Consider the following 19,356-nt stretch of genomic DNA (forward strand, 5'->3'; position numbering starts at 1 on the left):
TCGGCCGGCGCGTGAGCACCCAGGAGTCCTCATGACCGTCACCGCCCAACCGACGGCTGCCAAGCCCGCCAAGCTGCCCCGCGAGCAGGACCCGCGCAACCCCAACCACCGGCTCGCGGCGCTGTTCGACGAGGGCACGCTGGAGCTGATCAGCGAGGACGACGGCAGCGGGATGCTCGCCGGGATCGGGCGGATCAACGGCGCGCCGGCCGTCTCGTTCTGCTCCGACCCGACGGTGATGGGCGGCGCGATGGGCGTCGACGGCTGCAAGGTCGTGGTGCGCGCCTACGAGCGGGCGCTGGCCGACCAGGTGCCCGTGATCGGCCTGTGGCACTCCGGTGGGGCTCGGCTCGCCGAGGGCGTCCTGTCCCTGCACGCGGTCGGCGAGATCTTCAACATCCAGACCCAGGCGTCCGGCGTGATCCCGCAGATCTCGGTGGTGCTCGGTTTCGCGGCCGGCGGCGCCGCCTACGGACCGGCCCTCACCGACGTGGTGATCCTCGGGCCCGAGGGCCGGATCTTCGTCACCGGGCCCGACGTGGTCCGGTCGGTGACCGGCGAGGACGTCGACATGCTGCGGCTCGGTGGCCCCGAGCCCCACGGCAGGCGGTCGGGCGTCGTACACATCCTCACCGAGACCGAGCGCGAGGCACTCGACCGCGCCCGCGCGGTCGCGCACCTGCTCGGCTCCCAGGGCTCGCTCGACGTCGACGCGGTCCACGACACCGACCTCGCGGACATGCTGCCGGAGTCCAAGAAGCGGGCGTACGACGTGCACCCGCTCGTCGAGGCCGTCCTCGACGAGGGGACCGCCCAGGAGCTGCATGCCCGGTGGGCGCCGAACATCGTCACCGCGCTCGGCCGCTTCGGGGGGCGCACGGTCGGTGTGGTGGCCAACAACCCGCTCCGGCTCGGCGGCTGTCTCGACTCGCTGTCGGCGGAGAAGGCGGCGCGGTTCGTGCGGATGTGCGACGCGTTCGGGGTGCCGCTGATCGTGCTGGTCGACGTACCCGGGTATCTTCCGGGCGTCGGCCAGGAGTGGGACGGCGTCGTGCGCCGCGGCGCCAAGCTGCTGCACGCCTTCGCCGAGGCCGTCGTGCCGCGGGTGACCCTGGTGACCCGCAAGACCTACGGCGGCGCCTACATCGCGATGAACGCCCGGTCGGTGGGCGCCACTCGGGTGTTCGCCTGGCCCGGCGCCGAGATCGCCGTGATGGGATCGGTTGCCGCGGTCCGGATCCTGCACCGCCGCAAGCTGCTCGAGGTCGCCCCCGAGATCCGGCCGCAGGTCGAGGCCGAGCTCGCCGCCGAGCACGAGCGGATCGCCGGCGGGGTCGAGAAGGCGATCGAGATCGGGGTGGTCGACGAGCTCGTCGAGCCCGCCGCCACCCGCAGCGCGATCGCGCGGGCGATCGCCGACGCCGGCCCCGTCCGCCGCGGCGCCCACGGCAACATCCCGCTGTGACCGCCCTGCGGCCGTCGAGGACCGCAGGGAGGTCGGCGGGCTGCCGGCGGCCGGTCCGCTCAACAGGCAGGTTGGTCGCGCCGGCCGACCGGTGAGCGTGGCGTCTGCCCGGCGGCCTCGGATCTGCCTGTCGAGCTGACCGGGGTCTGTGGTCGATCCACGCCGCCCGCGGCGGGCTCACTCCACGGTGACCGACTTGGCGAGGTTGCGCGGCTTGTCGATGTCGTGGCCGAGGGTGCGGGCCGCGTGGTAGGCCAGCAGCTGCAGCGGGATCGTGAGCAGGATCGGGTCGAGCTCGGGCTCGTTCTTCGGCACCTCGATGCGCACCGCGTCCACGTCCCCGAGGTCCACGCCGGGGTGCGTCACGGCGTAGACGGCACCGCCACGCGCGCTGATCTCGTGCAGCGCCCCCACGTTGCGCTCGGTCAGGTCGTCGTCGGGGACGATCGCGACGGTCGGCACCGCGGGGCTGATCAGCGCGAGCGGTCCGTGCTTGAGCTCGCTGGCCTCGTAGGCCTCGGCGTGCCGGTAGGAGATCTCCTTGAACTTCTGCGCGCCCTCGCGTGCGAGCGGGTAGCCGCGGACGCGGCCGATGAAGAACAGGCTCTCGGCACCGGCGAGGCGACGCGCCGCCTCCGCGATCTCCTCCTCGCGCTCCAGGACCTCCGCGATCTGCTCCGGGAGCCTCCGCAGGCCGGCGATCAGCCGCTTGCCGTCGCTGACCGACAGGTCGCGAACCCGGCCGAGGCTCAATGCGAGCAGGGCGAAGCCGATCGCCATCGTGGTGAGCGCCTTGGTGGAGGCAACCGCGACCTCCGGCCCGGCGTGCAGGTAGATGCCGCCGTCGCACTCGCGGGCGATCGATGAGCCGACCACGTTGACCAGGCCCACGACCCGGCCGCCCTTGCGACGGATCTCCTGCACGGCCAGGAGCGTGTCGAGGGTCTCCCCCGACTGGCTGACCGCCACGTAGAGCGTGTCCGGCTCGATGACCGGGTTGCGGTAGCGGAACTCGGAGGCGGCCTCGGCGTCGGCCGGGATGCGGGCCAGCTCCTCGACCATCATCGCGCCCATCTGCCCGACGTAGTACGACGAGCCGCAGCCGAGCACCTTCACCCGGCGTACCGCCCGCGCCTCCCGCGGGTCGAGGTTGAGGCCGCCCAGGTGGGCGGTCGCGAAGCGGTCGTCGAGCCGCCCGCGCAGGACCCGCTCGGCGCTGGCGGGCTGCTCGAGGATCTCCTTGTACATGTAGTGCTCGTGCCCGCCGAGGTCGAAGTCCTGGGCGTCCACGTCGATCGGCGAGGGCGTGCGGTCGGTGCGCTGCCGGTCGTGGGTGAAGGTCGTGAACCCGGCCGCGGTCACGGTGGCCAGCTCGCCGTCGTGCAGGTGCAGGACCTGGCTGGTGTGCCGGACGAGCGCGGCGAGGTCGCTGGCGACGAACATCTCCTTGTCGCCGACTCCGATCACCAGCGGCGACCCGTTGCGAGCCACGACGATCCGGTCGGGGCGGTCGGCGTCGAGCACCGCGAGCCCGTAGGTGCCCTCGACCAGGGCGAGTGCCTCCAGCACGGCACCCTCGAGCGTGTCCGCGGCCGAGCGCGCGATCAGGTGGGTCAGCACCTCGGTGTCGGTCTCGGAGACCAGCTCGACACCGTCGTCGGCGAGCCGCCGGCGCAGCGCCGCGGCGTTGTCGATGATGCCGTTGTGCACCACCGAGATCCGGGCTCGGGCGTCCAGGTGCGGGTGGGCGTTCACGTTGGTCGGGGCGCCGTGCGTGGCCCAGCGGGTGTGGCCGATCCCGATCCGGCCCGAGAACCGTCTGGGCAGGTCGGCCTGCAGGTCGCGCACCCGCCCGGCGCGCTTGTGGACCCGGGTCCCGCTGGGGCCGAGTACGGCGATCCCCGCGGAGTCGTAGCCGCGGTACTCGAGCTGGGTGAGTCCTTCGAGGAGCAGCGGGGCGGCCTGCTGGCCCCCGACGTACCCGACGATTCCGCACATGTTCGTGGCTCCTTCAGCCGTAGACGATCCGGCGCAGCTGTCGCAGCGACAGGTCCGGGGCCGCGACGACGCGGCCGGAGAGCTCCTTGCTGATCTGGTCGAAGATCGCGGCGTTCTTGAGGCCGTAGGTCTGCAGCTCGTCGTGCCGCCGGCGGACGAAGTCCTCGGTGGACTCCGCGTAGTAGGCCACCACGTCGTCGATCACCCGGGCGGCCTCGCTCGGCCGCAGCCCCGTCGACGAGGCGATGCGCAGCACCAGATCAGGGTCAGGCATGACCCAGATCCTGCCGCCTGTGGGCAGGCTTGTGCCACTTCCTGCCCGAAATCGGGCAGAAACGGTCCTGAATCCGGGCATGACCGCTGTTCAGAGCTGCGAGACGGCTAGCCGAGGTGCCGGTCGAGGAACCGGACTGTCCGCCGCATCGACGTCGGCCAGGCGGGGCCGAAGGCGTGCTGCTCCCCCGGGTAGACGAACATCCGCGCCCGGACGCCGGCCCGCTCCAGGGCGGCCAGCGAGCGGTGGCTCCACCGGATCGGGCAGCTCTCGTCGGCCGTGCCGTGGTGGATGAGCACCGGCTCGGTGATCCGGGCGAAGTAGGTCCGCGGGCTGACCTCGCGCCAGAACCTCCGGTTGCGCTCCGGCGCCCCGTAGCGCCGGATCACCGACCGCGCCAGGTCGGCGCGACCGGGGTCCCGCCGGATCCACCGGTCGAAGTTGTCCTCGGCCCGTGAGCTCACCGGTGCGAACACCACCGCGGCGTCGACGAGCCCCGGTGCGACCGTGAGCACGTTGTAGACCACGCCGCCGCCGAGCGAGCGGCCGACCAGCCCGACCCGCCGTCCGTCGAGCCGCCGGAGGCCGGAGGACCGGACCGCGCGGACGGCGTTGACCACGTCGACGGCGTAGTCGATGCGCAGCCGGAGATCGGCCCGCGGGTCCCGTGAGGATCCCGCATGGTTGCGGTAGTCGACGTGCAGCACGGCGTATCCGGCCCGCGCGAGCCAGTCCTGCTCCCGGCGCAGGCCCTGGCCGGTGACGTAGATGTCGGGGTCGATGTAGCCGTGCGCGAGCACGAGCACCGGGTGCGGCCCGGCTCCGTGCGGCAGGTTCAAGATCCCGGAGATCCGCAACCCGTCCCCGCGGTAGGTCACCGCGTGCTGGGTGTAGGCGTCGGTGCGCAGCAGCACCTCACCGAGCCGGAGCCCGTGCCCGTCGTACCTCTTGGCGAAAAGGGCCGGCAGCGACACCGGGTGTACGTCGCTCTCCCCCGCCGGCGACGGAGCCGTGGGCGACGGGGCCGGCGACGGGCCTGCCGCGGACGACCCGGCGGGCGGCGAGGTCGCCGACCCGGACGGAGGGGCCGAGGTCGCGGGGCCCGAGGCACCGTCGGATCCGGTGCAGCCGGAGGCGAGGAGCACCGTGAGCAGGGTGGCGACGACCGCTCGGCGCATCACCCTCCTCGCGCGGGTTCAGACGTTGGCGTCGAGGAAGGCGCTGAGCCGCTGCATCATCAGCGGCCAGCCCTGGTCGAAGCGGTGGTCCTCTCCCGGGTACTCGTAGTACTCCACAGTCTGCCCCGCCTCACGCAGCGCGGCGACCGTCGACCGGCTCCACTCGACCGGGCAGACCGGGTCGGCGGTGCCGTGGTGCACCTGGATCGGCACGTCGGCCCGGTCGAAGTAGGTCCGCGCGCTGGCCTCGCGCCAGAACTCCGGGCTCTCCTCGGGCGTGCCGTAGGTGACCTCGACCCGGGTGGCCAGGTCGTCGCGGGCGGCCGCCCAGCGCTGGAAGTTGTCGACGGCCGAGGAGGAAACCGGCGCGTAGAGCGCGACCGCGTCGACGAGGCCCGGCCGGGCGACGAGCGCGTTCATGGCGACACCGCCGCCCATGGAGCGCCCGACCACCCCCACCCGGGAGGCGTCCACGTAGGGCAGGTCGGCGCGGCGGACCGCCAGGACCGCGTTGACCAGGTCCTCGGGATAACCGAGCGGGTCCGCGACCGGGTCGCTGCCGTCCCGGTCGGAGTCGCCGTGGTTGCGGTAGTCGGGCAGCAGCACGACGTAGCCCCGGGACGCGAGGTAGGACTGCTCCCGCGAGAGTGCGTGGCCGCTGACGTAGGTGGCCGGGTCCTCGTAGCCGTGGGCCAGGACGACCAGCGGGAACCGTCCCTCACGACGGGGCACGCTCAGCTGCCCGGAGATCTGCAGGGTCCCGCTGCGATAGGTCACGCGGTAGCGCCGGGAGGCCAGCTCGTCGGCCACCAGCTCCCCGACACGCAGGCCCCGCCCGTCGTACTCGTGCTCGATCAGGCCCGGCACGGAGACCAGGTTGAACGGGGTCGAGGTGTCGTTGTGGGCGCCGGCCACCACGACCGCCGCACGCATCCGGGTTGCGGGCTCGGGCTGCGGCGTGGCGCAGGCCGCGACCGCGAGGACGGTCGCGACGAGCAGAGACCACTGGGACCGACGACGCACGTCATCATCGTCGGCCGAATCCGCGATCCCCGCAGATGAACTCGGATTCGTTACGGGTCTGTGAGCTCTCGTCCGTCACCCACCGGGTGGTGACGGGCTGGGGCTCACACCACCTGGTGCAGCCAGCGCACGGGAGCGCCGTCGCCGGCGTGGCGGAACGTCTCGAGCTCGTCGTCCCACGGCTTGCCGAGCAGCTTGTCGATCTCGTTGAGCAGCGTGGTCTCCCCCAGCGCCGCCTTGACCACCGCGGCCTTGAGCCGGTCCTCGGGGATCATGATGTCGCCGTGCATGCCGGTCACGGCGTGGAAGACGCCGAGGTCGGGGGTGTAGGAGAACCGGGCCCCCTCGCTGGAGGCGGTGGGCTCCTCGGTCACCTCGAAGCGCAGGTGGTTCCACCCGCGCAGGGCTGAGGCAAGCGAAGCAGCCGTGCCGACCTCTCCCGTCCAGGAGAACTCGGCACGGTACGTGCCTGCCTGGGCGGCCTGCGGTGTCCACTCGAAGCTGACGGCAGAGCCGATCACACCGCCGACGGCCCACTCGATGTGCGGGCACAGCGCCGACGGCGAAGAGTGGACGTACAGAACGCCCCGTGTCGCATGACGTGTGGTCACCGTGACCTCCTGTTGTTCCCGGCGTCGAGATACGCCTTCCCCAGCGGTCTCGTCGGGTCCTTCGAGGTTGTCTCGGTGACACGCGTGTGAAGTTGTGGCCCCATTGTGACCGATGAGACGCCTCAGAAGCCACACCGACACCAGAAATCCCAGAAATCGGGTGCCGGACGACTCAGGCCAGGGAGGTCCCGGCCACCGGTCGGTCGAGCGCCATCAGCGTGGTCAGGATCTCCTCGGCCAGCCCGAGGCCGGACAGATGGCTCTCGCCCTCGATCGTGCGCAGCACCGCGTCGGGCAGGATCGCGACCATGTGCTCGCCGTGCCGGTGCGGGACGATGTGGTCGTCGTCGCCGTGCCACCAGCGCACGGGGACCTTCACGTCGGCGGCCTCGAACCCCCAGTGCCGGGAGAACAAGATCAGGTCCGACAGCGGCGCGGTCACCTGCTTGCGGCTGCCGTTGAGCAGGTCGTCGAGGAACATCGCCCGGAACTCCGGCCGGCCCAGCAGCTCGCGGTCGCCGGGCGGCTGCATCCGGGCGTACAGGTCGAGCACCCGGCCCGCGAACGGCTTGGCCAGCCGCACCCCGACCGTCAGCGCGAGCCCGATCGGGACCCGGCCCGCCGAGACCAGCGGTGCGAACGGAGCGGCCAGTGCCAGCAGTCCGCCGGGAGGTGCGTCGACGCCCTGCGTGGGGGCGACCCCGCCGAGCACGGCCACGCCCCGCACGCGCTCGGGCATCGCCGCGCCGGCGGCCAGGACGTAGGCGCCGCCACCGGAGAGCCCGATCAGGTGCATGGAGTCGATGCCGAGCACGTCGGCCACCAGCTCCAGGTCACCGGTCCAGTCGAGGATGTCCGCGTAGACGTGCGGCGTGGACGAGCCGATGCCCGGTCGGTCGATGCCGATGATCCGCAGCCGCTCCCGTTCGGCGAAGGCCCGAGCCTCGACGGGGATCTGGCGTCGCGCACCCGGCGTGCCGTGCATCCAGATGATCGCCGGGCCGTGCGGCGAGCCGAACTCCGCGAAGCCGAGCCGACGGCCGTCGCGGACCGCGATGCTGCCTTCCAGGCGCGGCCTGGTGACCTCGTTCATGTCCCGATGCTGGCACAACCAGGGCCCTCGTGGCGCCACCGTCCAGCGCGGCGGTCATCAGGCGAAAATTCGGGTCCGACTCGTGCGGATTCGGCTCCTCGCTGCCGATTCAGTACGCGATGCTTTGGCAAGCACCGACTGCCTCCACGGGGCGGCAGCGGGCAGCCACGAAGGAACCTCGATGTCGCACCTCCCCACGCCTCGCCGGTCCCGCCTGCGGGCAGGTTCGCGGACGGCCGCTGCCGCCGTGACCACGGCAGCGCTCTGCGTGCTCGGCCTGACCGGCACGCCGGCCGCCTCCTCGGCGCCGTCGGTCCAGGCGGCACAGTCGGCCCCCTCGGCGCAGTGCCCGCTCCCCTACCCGGTCGCCGAGGTGACCAAGGGGCAGCGGGTCACCGGTCTCACCGTCACCTCGGGCACCGAGCCGACCGGCTTCACCGGTGAGGTCCTCGGCGTCGTGCGGGACGGGATCGCACCGGGTCTCGACATGGTGCTCGCGCGGTTCACCTCCCCCGAGATCGACCGCGTCGGCGGGATCTGGCAGGGCATGTCCGGGTCGCCGGTGTACGCCGCCGACGGCCGGCTGCTCGGCGCGGTGTCGTACGGCCTCGGCACCGGCGCCTCCCCCGTCGCCGGGATCACCCCGGCGGCGGAGATGTACCGGATGCTCTCCGAGCCGCCCACGCCGACCGCGGCCGCGAGGGCCAGCAGGCAGGCCGTCTCGCTCCCCCGCGGGCTGGCGCGCCGCCTGACCGGGCGCGGGGTGCTGACCCGCCGCGAGGCGACGGCCGGGATGACCCGGCTGCCCACCCCGCTGGGCGTCTCCGGCATGGTGACCGCCCGTCGGCTCGGCCAGCTGGAGAACGCGCTCGGCCTCTCCGGGGTCCAGGTGCACCGCAGCGGCGCGGTGACCGCCGCCTCCGACGAGCTCCCCATCGTGGTCGGCGGAAACCTGGCCGCCTCCCTGTCCTACGGCGACGTGTCCACGGTCAACGTCGGCACGGTGACCGCGATCTGCGGGGATGAGGTGCTCGCCTTCGGCCACGCGATGAACTTCACCGGCCCGGCCCGGATGACCATGCACGGCGCCGACGCGGTGTACATCCAGGAGGACCCGCTGGGCCTGCCGTTCAAGCAGGCCAATGCCGGCGCTCCGGTCGGCTCCGTTACGCAGGACCGGCTGGCCGGCCTGTTCGGCATCAAGTCTCCCTCGGCCGCACCCGCCACGACCGCGATCACGTCGTACGTCGAGGTGCCCGGTGAGTGGTCGCGCACCGGCACGACCTACGTCAGCGCGCCCGACTCGGTCCCGGAGGTGGCGTCCTTCCACCTCCTCGCCGACCAGGACCGGGTCTTCGACGGGACCGGCAAGGGTACGGCGGAGCTCGGCTGGACCATCCGCGGCCGACGTGCCGACGGGCGGTCGTTCACCCTCACCCACGGTGACCGCTACGCCAGCGAGACCGACGTGTCCTACGAGACCGGCTTCGACCTGTTCGACCAGCTCGCCCAAATCCACTTCAACGACGTGGAGGAGGTGACGATCCAGGACGTGTCGACCACCTCGACGATGACCCGCGACTACGCCGCGTCCACGATCGCGCAGGTGCAGATCAAGGCCGGCCGCCGGTGGCAACCGCTGCGCACCGACCGGGTGCTGTACCTCCGGGCCAACCGCACGGTCCGGCTCCGGGTCCTGCTCACCTCCGCCCGGCTCCCCGACACCTGGGTCCGGGTGGACGTGCCGGTGCCGGCCAGGATCGGCCGGAAGAGCGGCTACCTGGAGGTGCTGGGCGGCAACTCGTACTTCCCCGGCGGCGAGGGCGGCCAGCCGCCCGGCGACGGCACCGAGTTCGCCGAGGCCGGCTACGTCGCCGCGACCGCGCCGGCCTCGTTCGAGGCGCTCCTGCGCGGCCTGCGCCAGAGCCCCCGCAACGACCAGGTCCTGGCCAACCTCTCGCTGTACCGCCCCAACGGCTCGATGCTCGGTCGTTCCGGACGCGCCGGCACGGGGTCGGTGGTCGACGGCATGGTGACCGTGGAGGTCCAGGGTCTCGGCTGAGGCCCGACAACGCAGACGACGGGTGGGCGACCTTCGCGGTCACCCACCCGTCGTCGTGTTCGAGGTCAGCCCTGGGTGCGGCCTGCGCCGCCGCTGCCCGCCCCGCGCCGCCGGTTGCGGCTGCGGCTGCCTGCGGGGCGGCTGGTCGCCGGGCCGCCGTCGGCGGCCCGGCTGCTCTGGCTGGACCGGCCGCTCTGGCCGGCGTGGCTGCCCTGTCCGGCGCGTCCGTTCTGGCCGCCGCGGCCACCACGGCCACGACCGCCCCCGCCGCCCTGACCGCGTGCCGGCCGGTGCGGAGCCTCGGTGACGGTCGGGGTCGGCTCCACCTTCGGCGCCTCCGGACCGACCAGCCGGCGCAGCTCCTCGGAGCCGGCGCGCACGGCCAGGCTCGTCGGGCTCACCTTCGCCAGCCGCACCAGCGCCGCGACGTCCTTCTTCTGCTCGGGGGTCACCAGCGTGACCACGGCGCCGGCGGCGCCGGCGCGCGCGGTACGACCCGACCGGTGCAGGTACGCCTTGTGCTCGGCCGGCGGGTCGACGTGGATCACCAGCTCGACGTCGTCGACGTGGATGCCCCGCGCCGCGATGTCGGTGGCCGCGAGGACACGCACCTCCCCGCTGCTGAACGCCGCCAGGTTCCGCTCACGGGCGTTCTGCGAGAGGTTGCCGTGCAGGTCGACGGTGGGGATGCCGGACGCGGTCAGCTGCCGCGCGAGCTTCTTGGCGGCGTGCTTGGTGCGGGTGAACAGCACCGCGCGGCCGTGCCCGGAGGCGAGCTCGCGGATCACCGCCGCCTTGTCGGTGGCGTTGACGTGCAGCAGGTGGTGCGACATCGCCGGCGGCGGGGCGGCCGCGGAGTCGACCGAGTGGGTCATCGGGTCGGTCAGGTAGCGCTTGACCAGCACGTCGACGTCGTTGTCCATGGTCGCCGAGAACAGCATCCGCTGACCCCGCTTCGGGGTCTTGTCGAGGATCCGCTTCACGGCGGGCAGGAACCCCATGTCGGACATGTGGTCGGCCTCGTCGAGCACCGTGACCTCGACCGCGCCGAGGTCGCACAGCTTCTGGTTCATCAGGTCCTCGAGGCGACCGGGAGTGGCGACGAGCACGTCGACGCCCTTGCGCAGGGCGGTCACCTGCGGGCCCTGGCGGACCCCGCCGAACACGACGGACGCGCGCAGCCCCATGGCCGCGGCCAGGGGCTCGATGCTGGCCAGCACCTGGTTCGCCAGCTCACGGGTCGGCACGAGCACGAGCCCACGGGGGCGCATCGACTCGCGGCGCGAGGCCGAGGCGGCGACCCGCACGACCGTCGGGATGCCGAAGGCGAGCGTCTTGCCGGAGCCGGTGCGTCCTCGCCCGAGGACGTCGCGCCCGGCGAGGGTGGTCGGCAGCGTCGCTGCCTGGATCGGGAAGGCGGTGGTCAGACCGCGCCTGTCGAGCTCGCGTGCGACGGCCTCGGGCACGTCGAGCGAACGGAAGGTGGGGGCATGCGGGGTCGACCCGGCATGGGTGTGGTGGGGCACAGCAGTCCTTGGGTAGGAGTTGTGGCCGCAGTGCTCGTTCGGCTGGGAAGGGGGCTCGAGCGCAGTCCTGCGAAGCAGGACCGGCGGGCCACCGTCAAAGAGAAACCGCGCCGTCCAGGGCGCGAAAGCAGACGACCTCGATGCACCCGGTCGGCGCATCGGGATCCATTGTGCCTCACCGGACACCCTGAAGCCGAATCGCGCCTCAGTCCTCGGCGTGTACGGCGTCGTCCTCGGCGTGCGCGGCATCGCGGATCTCGCCGACCAGCTCCTCGAGGACGTCCTCGAGGGTGACCAGGCCGAGCACGGTCCCGTCGTCCTCGACCACCCGGCCCATGTGCGCGCCGCGGCGCTGGAGGGTCTCGAGCGCGTCGTGCAGCACGTCCCCCGGGCGCACGGTCGCGAACGGCCGGATCCACTTGTCGTCGACCGGTCGCTCCCGACGCTCGGGGTCGGTCTCCAGGACGTCCTTGATATGGAGGTACCCCAGCAGGTCGCCCCCGTCGCTGGTGACCGGGAACCGCGAGAAGCCGGTGACGGCACAGACCCGTTCCACCTCCGCGACCCTGGCCCCGCGGGTGATGGTGGTCAGGTCCGCGGGTGCCATCAACACGCTCATCACGGTCTGCTCGGTGAAGCCGAGGGCGCCCGAGAGCCGGTCGTACTCGTTCTCCGGGAGCAGCCCCTCGCCGCGCGACTCGTCGACCAGCGCGGCGACCTCCTCGCGGGTGAACGCGGAGGTGACCTCGTCCTTAGGCTGCACGCGCATCAGGCGGAGCACGCCGTTGGCGATCGCGTTGAGGACCACCACGACCGGCTTGAGCACGGTGACCACGACCATCATCGGCGGGCCGAGCACTAGCGCGGCGCGCTCGGGCCCGACGAGCGCGATGTTCTTGGGCACCATCTCGCCGAGCACCACGTGGAGGTACACCACGATCGACATCGCGACGACGAAGGCGACCGGGTGCAGCATGCTGTCGGGGATGCCGAGGGTGTGGAACAGCGGCTCGAGCAGGTGGGCGACGGCCGGCTCGCTCACCGCACCGAGGCCGAGCGAGGCCACGGTGATGCCGAGCTGGGCCCCGGCCATCACGAGCGACACCTGCTCCATGGCCCGCAACGTGGTCCGCGCGACCCGGGAGCCGGCCGCGGCGCGCGGCTCGATCTGGGTGCGGCGCGCGGAGATCAGCGCGAACTCCGCGCCCACGAAGAACGCGTTGGCGGCCAGCAGTGCCACGGTGAGGAGGATCCCGCCGAGGTCACTCATCGTGACCCTCCTGCGGGACCGTCCGCGAGGTCAGCGCCAGCCGGTCGATGCGCAGGCCGTCCAGGCGTTCGACGGTGATCACGGCCTCCTCGTGCGGGAGGGGGTCACCGTCCTCACCGAGCCTGACGGGGAGAGGTACGACGACCTGCTCCCCCGGCTCGGGCATCCGCCCCAGTGTCTGGAGGAACAGCCCCGCGACCGTGTCGTAGTCCTCGTGCTCGGGCAGCGCGATGCCGGTCACCGAGGCGACCTCGTCGGGGCGCAGCAGCCCGGAGACCGACCAGCTGCCGTCGCGGCGGCGTCGGACCCGCGAGCCGAGCGGGTCGTGCTCGTCGGCGATGTCACCGACGATCTCCTCGACGACGTCCTCCAGGGTCACCACGCCGGCGGTGCCGCCGTACTCGTCGACCACGACGGCCATCTGGAAGCCCTCGCTGCGCAGCAGCGCGAGCAGCGGGTCCAGCCGAAGGGTCTCCGGCACGACGGTCGCCTCGACCATGACGTCGCGGACCTTGGTGCCGCGCCGGGCGGAGACGTCGACGGCGACGGCGTTCTTGACGTGCACGGCGCCCACGACGTTGTCGTTCTCGCGGGCCACCACCGGGAACCGCGAGTGCCCGGTGGCCCGGGCCAGCTCGATCACCGCGGTGACCGGGTCACCGGCGTCGACGGTGTCCATGTGCACGCGGTGGGTCATGATCTCCCCCGCCGTACGCCGGGCGAACACCACCGAGCGCTCCATCAGCTCGGCGGTCTCCACGTCGAGGGTGCCCTGCAGCGCGGAGCGGCGGACCAGGGAAGCCAGCTCCGCCGACGTGCGCGCCGAGCGCAGCTCCTCCTGCGGCTCGATGCCGAGCCGGCGCACGATCGCGTTGGCCGAGCCGTTCAGCAGCCGGATCGGCAGGGACATGGCGGTGGTGAACCCACGCTGGAGCGCCTGCGTGGCGCGGGCGGTGGCCATCGGCTTGGCGATCGCCAGGTTCTTCGGCACCAGCTCGCCGAAGACCATCGTGAAGATCGTCGCCAGCGCGAGGCCGATGCCCACCGAGACGGGACGGACCGCCGACGCCGCGACCCCGGCGTACTCGATCGGGCCACGGACCAGCTGGGCGATCGCGGGCTCGGCGAGGAACCCGATGGCCAGGTTGGTGACGGTGATCCCGACCTGGGCACCCGAGAGCTGGGTCGACAGCGAGCGCAGCGCGCTCTGCACGCCCTGGGCGGACCTGCTGCCGGTGGCTGCCTCCCGCTCCACTGCGGCTCGGTCCACGGTGACGAAGGCGAACTCAGCGGCGACGAAGACGCCGCACGCGACGACGAGGAGCAGTGAGACGAGAAGGAGGAGTGTTGCCGTCATGTCGCGTCACCGCCGGGTTCGCGGTGACGCACACGTTGTTGGGAGTCGTCCATCTGGATGGTCGGCCCTGTCCTTGCTGGTCGTGACTGGGTCGGCTACAAGGTACCGGACCTGCGGCCCTGGACGAACCCGGGACCGACGCAGCCGGAGCTGCCGCGCGAGGTCAGCCGGCGTCGGCCAGCGGGGGCTCGAGCGCCTCCCGGGCCTGCAGCGCGCGCAGGCTCTTGCCGAACAGCGCCATCGCCTCGGCGGCGAGGCGGTCGGCGTCCGCACTGAGCTCGGGGAAGTGCCAGCGGCACTCCTCGGCGAGCGAGATCGCGCGCTCGAGGTCCTGGCTGAGGCGGTCGATGATCTCCTCGGGACGCGCGAGCACCGTTCCGGTAGCCCTCTGCGGTGGCACGTGGCTCATGGTGCGCCCCATCTCCCTCGGTGGACCGGCGGCCCATCGCCGATCGCTCACGGAACATTCAACGGCCTTTCGTCCAGGTTCGTAAGGCGAATGATCATGCACGCCACTGCGTGTTAGTGCAGTTGCGTAGTCGTGCAGCACTGCGCAACGGTGGTGCCATGGCGACCGAGGAGGACGTGCGACGGTTGTGCCTGGCGCTGCCCGGGGTCACCGAGCGGCTGAGCTGGCAGCGCCCGGCGTGGTTCGTCCGGACGCTGATGGCGCGCATGTGGGACGACGACGTGCTGACCGTGAAGACCCGTGAGCGCGACGTCCTGGCCGCCTCGGACCCCGACACCTTCTTCTGGACCCCGCACCACGAGCGCTCGCCGCTGCTCCTGCTCGTGCGCCTGGAACGGGTCGCCGACGACGAGCTCGAGGAGCTGCTCACCGACTCCCGCCTGTTGGCCGGTGGCCGCTGACATGGAGCTGCGCGCGGACTGCGCGAGGTGTGTCGGGCTGTGTTGCGTCGCGCTGCCGTTCGCCGCCTCCCGGGACTTCGGGTTCGACAAGGCGGCCGGCGAGCCGTGCCGGCACCTGGACGCGGAGCACCGGTGCGGCATCCACGACCGGCTGCGGGACACGGGCTTCCGCGGCTGCGCCTCCTTCGACTGCTTCGGCGCCGGACAGCGGGTCACCCAGGTCGTGTACGACGGACGGGGCTGGCGTGAGAACCCCGACCGGGCCCGGGAGATGTTCGCCGTCTTCGAGGTCGTCCGAGGTCTGCACGAGCTCCTCTGGTACCTCGACGAGGCGGTCTGCCTGCCCGTCGTACCCCCGCTCCGGGCGGAGCTGGAAGCCGTCCGACAGCGCATCGATGCCCTCACCCGATCGGCGCCCGCGCCGATCTTCGATGCCGACGTGGCCGATGCCCGCGCCGAGGTCGGCACCCTCCTTCGCCGTGCCAGCGCGCAGACCCGGGTTGCGCGCCACCCCGGTGGCGCCGAGCTCGGTGGTGCCGACCTGGCCGGCCGCCGGCCGCCCGGCGACCTGCGGGGCGCGGACCTTCGCGGGGCACTGCTGATCGCCGCCGATCTCAGCAGCAGCGACCTCCGGTCCGCGGACCTCCTCGGCGCGGACCTGCGGGACGCCGACCTCAGCGGCGCCGACCTCGGCGGCTGCCTCTTCCTCACCCAGCCGCAGCTCGACGCAGCCGAGGGCGACTCCGCGACCATCCTCCCCGACCGACTGCGGCGGCCGGGGCACTGGGCGGTGTGACCGGACGCTCCCGCGCCCTTCACCGAACCCCGCCCACACGGTCACCGCGCGTTCACCGCGGGCCGTCACGGTGAGGGCATGCGCGTCGCGATCGTCACCGAGTCCTTCTTCCCTCAGGTCAACGGCGTCACCAACACCGTGCGCCACACCGTCGACCGACTCCTCGCCACCGGCCACGAGGCGATCGTGATCGCCCCGGGTCCCGGCCTGACCGGGTACCGCACGGTCCGGGTGGTCCGGGTCCGGTCGGTGTCCCTGCCCGGCTACCGGTCGTTCTCCCTGGGGCTGCCGGACGTGGCGGTGGAGCGCGCGCTCGCGGAGTTCCGTCCCGATGTGGTGCACCTGGCCTCCCCGATCGCGCTCGGCGCCGTGGGGCTTCGCGCCGCACGCAGGCTGGGCATCCCCACCGTCGCGGTCTACCAGACCGACATCGGCGGCTTCGCCCGGCAGTACGGCATCCGCGCCGACGCGGTCGTGGCCCGCTGGGTCGGCCGGATCCACCGCCGGGTGGACCGGACGCTGGTCCCGTCGACCGCGTCGCACGCCCAGCTCGAGGCGGTCGGCGTCACCGATCTGCACCTGTGGCGGCGCGGTGTCTCTCTGGACCTGTTCGGGCCCGAACGCCGCAGCGAGGAGCTGCACGCGCACTGGACACGTCGGAAGCCCGACCAGGTCGTGGTCGGCTACGTCGGCAGGCTGGCGGCGGAGAAGCAGGTGCGCCGGCTCGTGGAGCTCGCCCCGATCCCCGGAGCTCGGCTGGTGGTTATCGGCGACGGGCCGGCGCGCGGCCGGCTCGAGAAGCGGCTTCCGCACGCGAAGTTCACCGGCATGCTTCGCGGCGAGGACCTGGCCAGGGCGTTCGCCTCCCTTGACGTGTTCGTGCACCCCGGCGAGGCGGAGACCTTCTGCCAGACCGTGCAGGAGGCGCAGGCCAGCGGTGTGCCCGTCGTCGCCCCGGCCGCGGGAGGACCGGTCGACCTGGTCGACCACGGCCGCACCGGTCTGCTCTACGACCCGGAGGACAAGGCGTCGCTGCGACGTAGTGTCGCGACCCTGGTCGCCGATCCGGGTCTCCGCGAACGCCTCGCCCGGGACGCGCTCGCCGGCCTGGCGCACCGCAGCTGGGCACAGGTGGTGGACGAGCTCGTGGCGGTGCACTACCCCGCCGTGCTCGCGCCTGCGGCGCCTGGCCTGGCGGCCTGAGCGGGTGCGCATCGCCCAGCTGGCGAACTTCGTCGGCCCCGCCTCCGGCGGGATGAAGACCGCTGTCAACGCGCTGGGAGCGGGCTACGTCGCCGCCGGCGCACAGCGCCTGCTCGTGGTCCCCGGCGCCCGGGACGCACGGACCACGACCGAAGCCGGCGACATCGTGCAGCTGCGCGCACCGCGCGTGGGCGGCGGGTACCGGCTGATCCTGGAGCCGTGGCGGGTGATCGACGCCCTGGAGGAGTTCGGTCCCACCTCGGTGGAGGTCTCCGACAAGTCCACCCTGGTCCCCGTGAGCCGGTGGGCACGTCGGAACGGCGTCGGTTCGCTGCTGTTCTCCCACGAGCGGCTCGACGCGATGCTCACGCTGCGCACCGGCTGGGTCGCCGGAGTGGGGCCCTCGGTCTCCGCGCTCAACAGGTTCCTGGTGCGTCGCTTCGACGGCGTGGTGGTGACCTCCGCCTTCGCCGAGCGCGAGTTCGGCGAGGAGGCCGCCGCGGCCGGGACGCCGGTGCACCGGGTGCCTCTCGGCGTCGACCTGGAGACCTTCCGGCCCCCGTCGTCCCGGGCCCCCGGGGAGGGCCTCCTACGGCTGGTCCACGTCGGCAGGCTCTCGCGCGAGAAGAGCCCCCACCTCGCGGTGGCCACCGCGGTCGAGCTGCACCGTCGCGGCGTGCCGCTGCGGATGGACGTCTACGGCCAGGGGCCGCACCGGGACGAGCTCGAGGGCCTGGCGGAGGACGCGCCCGTGGTGTTCCACGGGCACGTCGCGGACCGTCGTCGGCTGAGCCGGCTGATCGGCAGGGCCGACGTCGCGCTCTCGGTGTGCCCGGGCGAGACCTTCGGGCTCGCCGTCCTCGAGGCGCTGGCCTCCGGCACCCCGGTGGTCACCGCGGACGCCGGCGGGGCCCGGGAGCTGGTCGATGAGCAGTCCGGGGCCTGGGCCGAGCCGACCCCCGCGGCGCTCGCCGACGCGGTGCTCGAGGTGGCGCACCGTCCACCGGCGTCACGCCGCGCAGCTGCGCGCCGGCGGGCCGAGCAGTTCCCGTGGCAGCGCACCGTCGACGCGATGCTCGAGCTCCACCGGCGCTCCACCTACGACGCGGCGGAGCTCGCCGGATAGTCCGCCCGACCCTCGGGTCGGACGCCGGCGCCGGGCACGGCTCCGTTGGCGCGGTGCACCAGGAGCTGCACGAGGGCGACCACGGCGACGAGACCCACGCCGAGGGCGATCACCGTGCCGGCCCCGCGCAGACTCGAGTCCAGCGGCGCGACGAGCCCGAACAGCCACGACGCATGCAGCAGGGCGGCGCCGGCCCGCGACCCGAGGTGGCAGGTGGCCAGCAGCGGCAGGCACCACAGCAGGTACCAGTGGTGCACTACCGGGCCGAGTACGACGAGCACCAGCATCACCAGGCCGAGCGCGCGCACCGCCGCAGCGGGGACACCGGTGGGTGCGCGGAGCGCGACCCACCCGGCGAACACCAGCGCGGCAAGTGAACCCAGCGTCCTCGCCGCGGAGACCACGGAGTCCGTGGTGAGGCCGGTCTCCAGCGGCGCGAGCAGCAGCCCGACCAGCCGGCCGGTCTGCGTCGGCAGCGACAGCGGAGTCAGCACCTCGCCCGGCACCCCGAGGGCATGGACCCAACCGACCCCGAGGCCGGAGACGAGACCCACGGCGACCAGGGTGCCGATCGAGACCGCGGCGACCGAGGTGAGCCGCCGGACCCGGCGGCCGCGGCCGGCCGTCACCCGCAGCGTGGCCAGGGCGACCCCGACCCCGGCCAGGCCGCCGGGCAGCTTCACGGCCGCTGCGAGACCGACCAGCACGGCTCCCAGGGCACAGCCGTGCTCAACCGCGACGACCACGGCGAGCGCCATCAGCCCGACCATGAGCAGGTCGTTGTGCAGCCCCGCGACACCGTGCGCCAGCATCACCGGGCTCGGCAGCACCAGCGCCGAGGCGAGGACCGGGTCGCGTCCGGCCCAGGTCGCCATCCGCGGCACCGCGTAGCCGAGCACGAGCAGGCCGGCCACGGCGAGCAGGCGGTGGCCGACGACCATCAGCCACGGCGAGCCGGTCACCTCCGCGACCAGCCCGCCCCACACCAGCGGGACGGGCCCGTACGGAGTGAGCGTGTCCATCCACCGTGGGTCCACGGCCTCCACGACCGGGCCCTCGAGCACCGAGGGTGACCACACGTAGGGCGAGAGGCCCAGCCTGGTGAGCTCACCCTGCGCTGCGTAGCTCCACCCGTCGCGGCTGAACATCGCCGGCGCCACGAGCAGCGGCGCCGTCCACCAGAGGGTGGCGCGATGCACGAGGCCTCGGGCGACTGCGTCGGTGCGCCGATCACGGCGAGCGACGTACCTCACCAGCTCGAGCCAGGCGGCGACGCCCAGCCCGAGGCCGAGCACGACGACGCTCAGGCCGAGCATCCGCCCCGGCATCGACGCCCGGAGGTCCTCGAGCAGCGGCAGCCCGGCCACCGGGCTGGACGGTGGCAGCACCGAGATGACCAGCCCACCGACGAGCACCAGGAAGTAGCCGAGCCCGCCACGCAAGATCACCGGGCAACGCTACGGTTCCCGATCCGAGCAGCCGGTGAACTGCCGGGGACGGTTGG

The 19,356-nt window shown here is 73.0% G+C and carries 17 protein-coding genes; 6 read left to right on the forward strand and 11 right to left on the reverse strand.

Translation table 11 applies throughout. The features are described 5' to 3' along the window. Positions 1-31: 31 nt before the first annotated feature. Positions 32-1,465 (forward strand): acyl-CoA carboxylase subunit beta, encoded by a 1,434-nt coding sequence (locus ACYVIH_RS13975; protein ID WP_460870065.1) that lies wholly within the window; start codon positions 32-34, stop codon positions 1,463-1,465. A gap of 177 nt (positions 1,466-1,642) precedes the next feature. Here the strand turns inward: ACYVIH_RS13975 and glmS are convergent, their stop codons facing one another. The 6 genes from glmS to ACYVIH_RS14005 all read right to left on the reverse strand — a co-directional run bounded on the left by glmS (position 1,643) and on the right by ACYVIH_RS14005 (position 7,642). Continuing rightward, positions 1,643-3,463 carry a glutamine--fructose-6-phosphate transaminase (isomerizing) gene (glmS, locus tag ACYVIH_RS13980; protein ID WP_460870066.1) on the reverse strand — a complete coding sequence of 607 codons (1,821 nt, stop codon included), beginning with the start codon at positions 3,461-3,463 and terminating at the stop codon, positions 1,643-1,645. Positions 3,464-3,476: 13 nt separating this feature from the next. Next, positions 3,477-3,737 carry a hypothetical protein gene (locus ACYVIH_RS13985; RefSeq protein WP_460870067.1) on the reverse strand — a complete coding sequence of 87 codons (261 nt, stop codon included), beginning with the start codon at positions 3,735-3,737 and terminating at the stop codon, positions 3,477-3,479. Positions 3,738-3,844: 107 nt separating this feature from the next. Next, positions 3,845-4,915 (reverse strand): alpha/beta hydrolase family protein, encoded by a 1,071-nt coding sequence (locus ACYVIH_RS13990; RefSeq protein WP_460870068.1) that lies wholly within the window; start codon positions 4,913-4,915, stop codon positions 3,845-3,847. Between the two features lie 18 nt (positions 4,916-4,933). Continuing rightward, entirely contained in the window at positions 4,934-5,938 is a 1,005-nt protein-coding gene (locus ACYVIH_RS13995) for an alpha/beta hydrolase family protein (RefSeq protein ID WP_460870069.1), read from the reverse strand. 104 nt (positions 5,939-6,042) lie between these two features. Next, positions 6,043-6,549: a DUF3145 domain-containing protein gene (locus ACYVIH_RS14000; protein WP_460870070.1), complete on the reverse strand. Its 507-nt coding sequence runs from the start codon at positions 6,547-6,549 to the stop codon at positions 6,043-6,045. Positions 6,550-6,721: 172 nt separating this feature from the next. After that, a complete protein-coding gene (locus ACYVIH_RS14005) occupies positions 6,722-7,642 on the reverse strand; it encodes an alpha/beta fold hydrolase (protein WP_460870071.1) in 921 nt (306 codons plus the stop codon). A gap of 181 nt (positions 7,643-7,823) precedes the next feature. Here ACYVIH_RS14005 and ACYVIH_RS14010 point away from each other — a divergent pair, with 181 nt between their 5' ends. Then, positions 7,824-9,704: a hypothetical protein gene (locus ACYVIH_RS14010; RefSeq protein ID WP_460870072.1), complete on the forward strand. Its 1,881-nt coding sequence runs from the start codon at positions 7,824-7,826 to the stop codon at positions 9,702-9,704. Between the two features lie 65 nt (positions 9,705-9,769). Here the strand turns inward: ACYVIH_RS14010 and ACYVIH_RS14015 are convergent, their stop codons facing one another. The 4 genes from ACYVIH_RS14015 to ACYVIH_RS14030 form a co-directional block, all read right to left on the reverse strand. Next, complete coding sequence (locus tag ACYVIH_RS14015; protein ID WP_460870073.1) at positions 9,770-11,230, reverse strand: DEAD/DEAH box helicase; 1,461 nt, start codon at positions 11,228-11,230, stop codon at positions 9,770-9,772. A gap of 205 nt (positions 11,231-11,435) precedes the next feature. Continuing rightward, the gene (locus ACYVIH_RS14020; protein WP_460870074.1) at positions 11,436-12,500 is read right to left on the reverse strand and encodes a hemolysin family protein; all 1,065 of its coding nucleotides are present in this window, start codon (positions 12,498-12,500) and stop codon (positions 11,436-11,438) included. Next, positions 12,493-13,857 (reverse strand): hemolysin family protein, encoded by a 1,365-nt coding sequence (locus ACYVIH_RS14025; RefSeq protein WP_460870075.1) that lies wholly within the window; start codon positions 13,855-13,857, stop codon positions 12,493-12,495. The genes ACYVIH_RS14020 and ACYVIH_RS14025 overlap by 8 nt, the downstream gene beginning before the upstream one ends. A gap of 163 nt (positions 13,858-14,020) precedes the next feature. After that, entirely contained in the window at positions 14,021-14,266 is a 246-nt protein-coding gene (locus tag ACYVIH_RS14030; protein ID WP_460870076.1) for a hypothetical protein, read from the reverse strand. A gap of 158 nt (positions 14,267-14,424) precedes the next feature. Between ACYVIH_RS14030 and ACYVIH_RS14035 the strand changes: the two genes are divergently transcribed. From ACYVIH_RS14035 to ACYVIH_RS14050, 4 genes are all read left to right on the forward strand, one after another. Then, positions 14,425-14,727: an MmcQ/YjbR family DNA-binding protein gene (locus ACYVIH_RS14035; RefSeq protein ID WP_460870077.1), complete on the forward strand. Its 303-nt coding sequence runs from the start codon at positions 14,425-14,427 to the stop codon at positions 14,725-14,727. After that, positions 14,717-15,523, forward strand: coding sequence for a pentapeptide repeat-containing protein (locus ACYVIH_RS14040; RefSeq protein WP_460870078.1), 807 nt, complete (start codon positions 14,717-14,719; stop codon positions 15,521-15,523). Before ACYVIH_RS14035 ends, ACYVIH_RS14040 begins: the two co-directional genes overlap by 11 nt. 78 nt (positions 15,524-15,601) lie before the next feature. Then, a complete protein-coding gene (locus ACYVIH_RS14045; protein ID WP_460870079.1) occupies positions 15,602-16,726 on the forward strand; it encodes a glycosyltransferase family 4 protein in 1,125 nt (374 codons plus the stop codon). 4 nt (positions 16,727-16,730) lie between these two features. Further along, positions 16,731-17,852: a glycosyltransferase gene (locus tag ACYVIH_RS14050; RefSeq protein WP_460870080.1), complete on the forward strand. Its 1,122-nt coding sequence runs from the start codon at positions 16,731-16,733 to the stop codon at positions 17,850-17,852. On the opposite strand, the gene mptB is transcribed toward ACYVIH_RS14050, so the two are convergent. Continuing rightward, positions 17,825-19,300, reverse strand: coding sequence for a polyprenol phosphomannose-dependent alpha 1,6 mannosyltransferase MptB (gene mptB / locus ACYVIH_RS14055; protein ID WP_460870081.1), 1,476 nt, complete (start codon positions 19,298-19,300; stop codon positions 17,825-17,827). The two genes, ACYVIH_RS14050 and mptB, sit on opposite strands and share 28 nt — an antisense overlap. Positions 19,301-19,356 lie beyond the last annotated feature (56 nt).

The organism is Nocardioides pakistanensis (assembly GCF_054781215.1).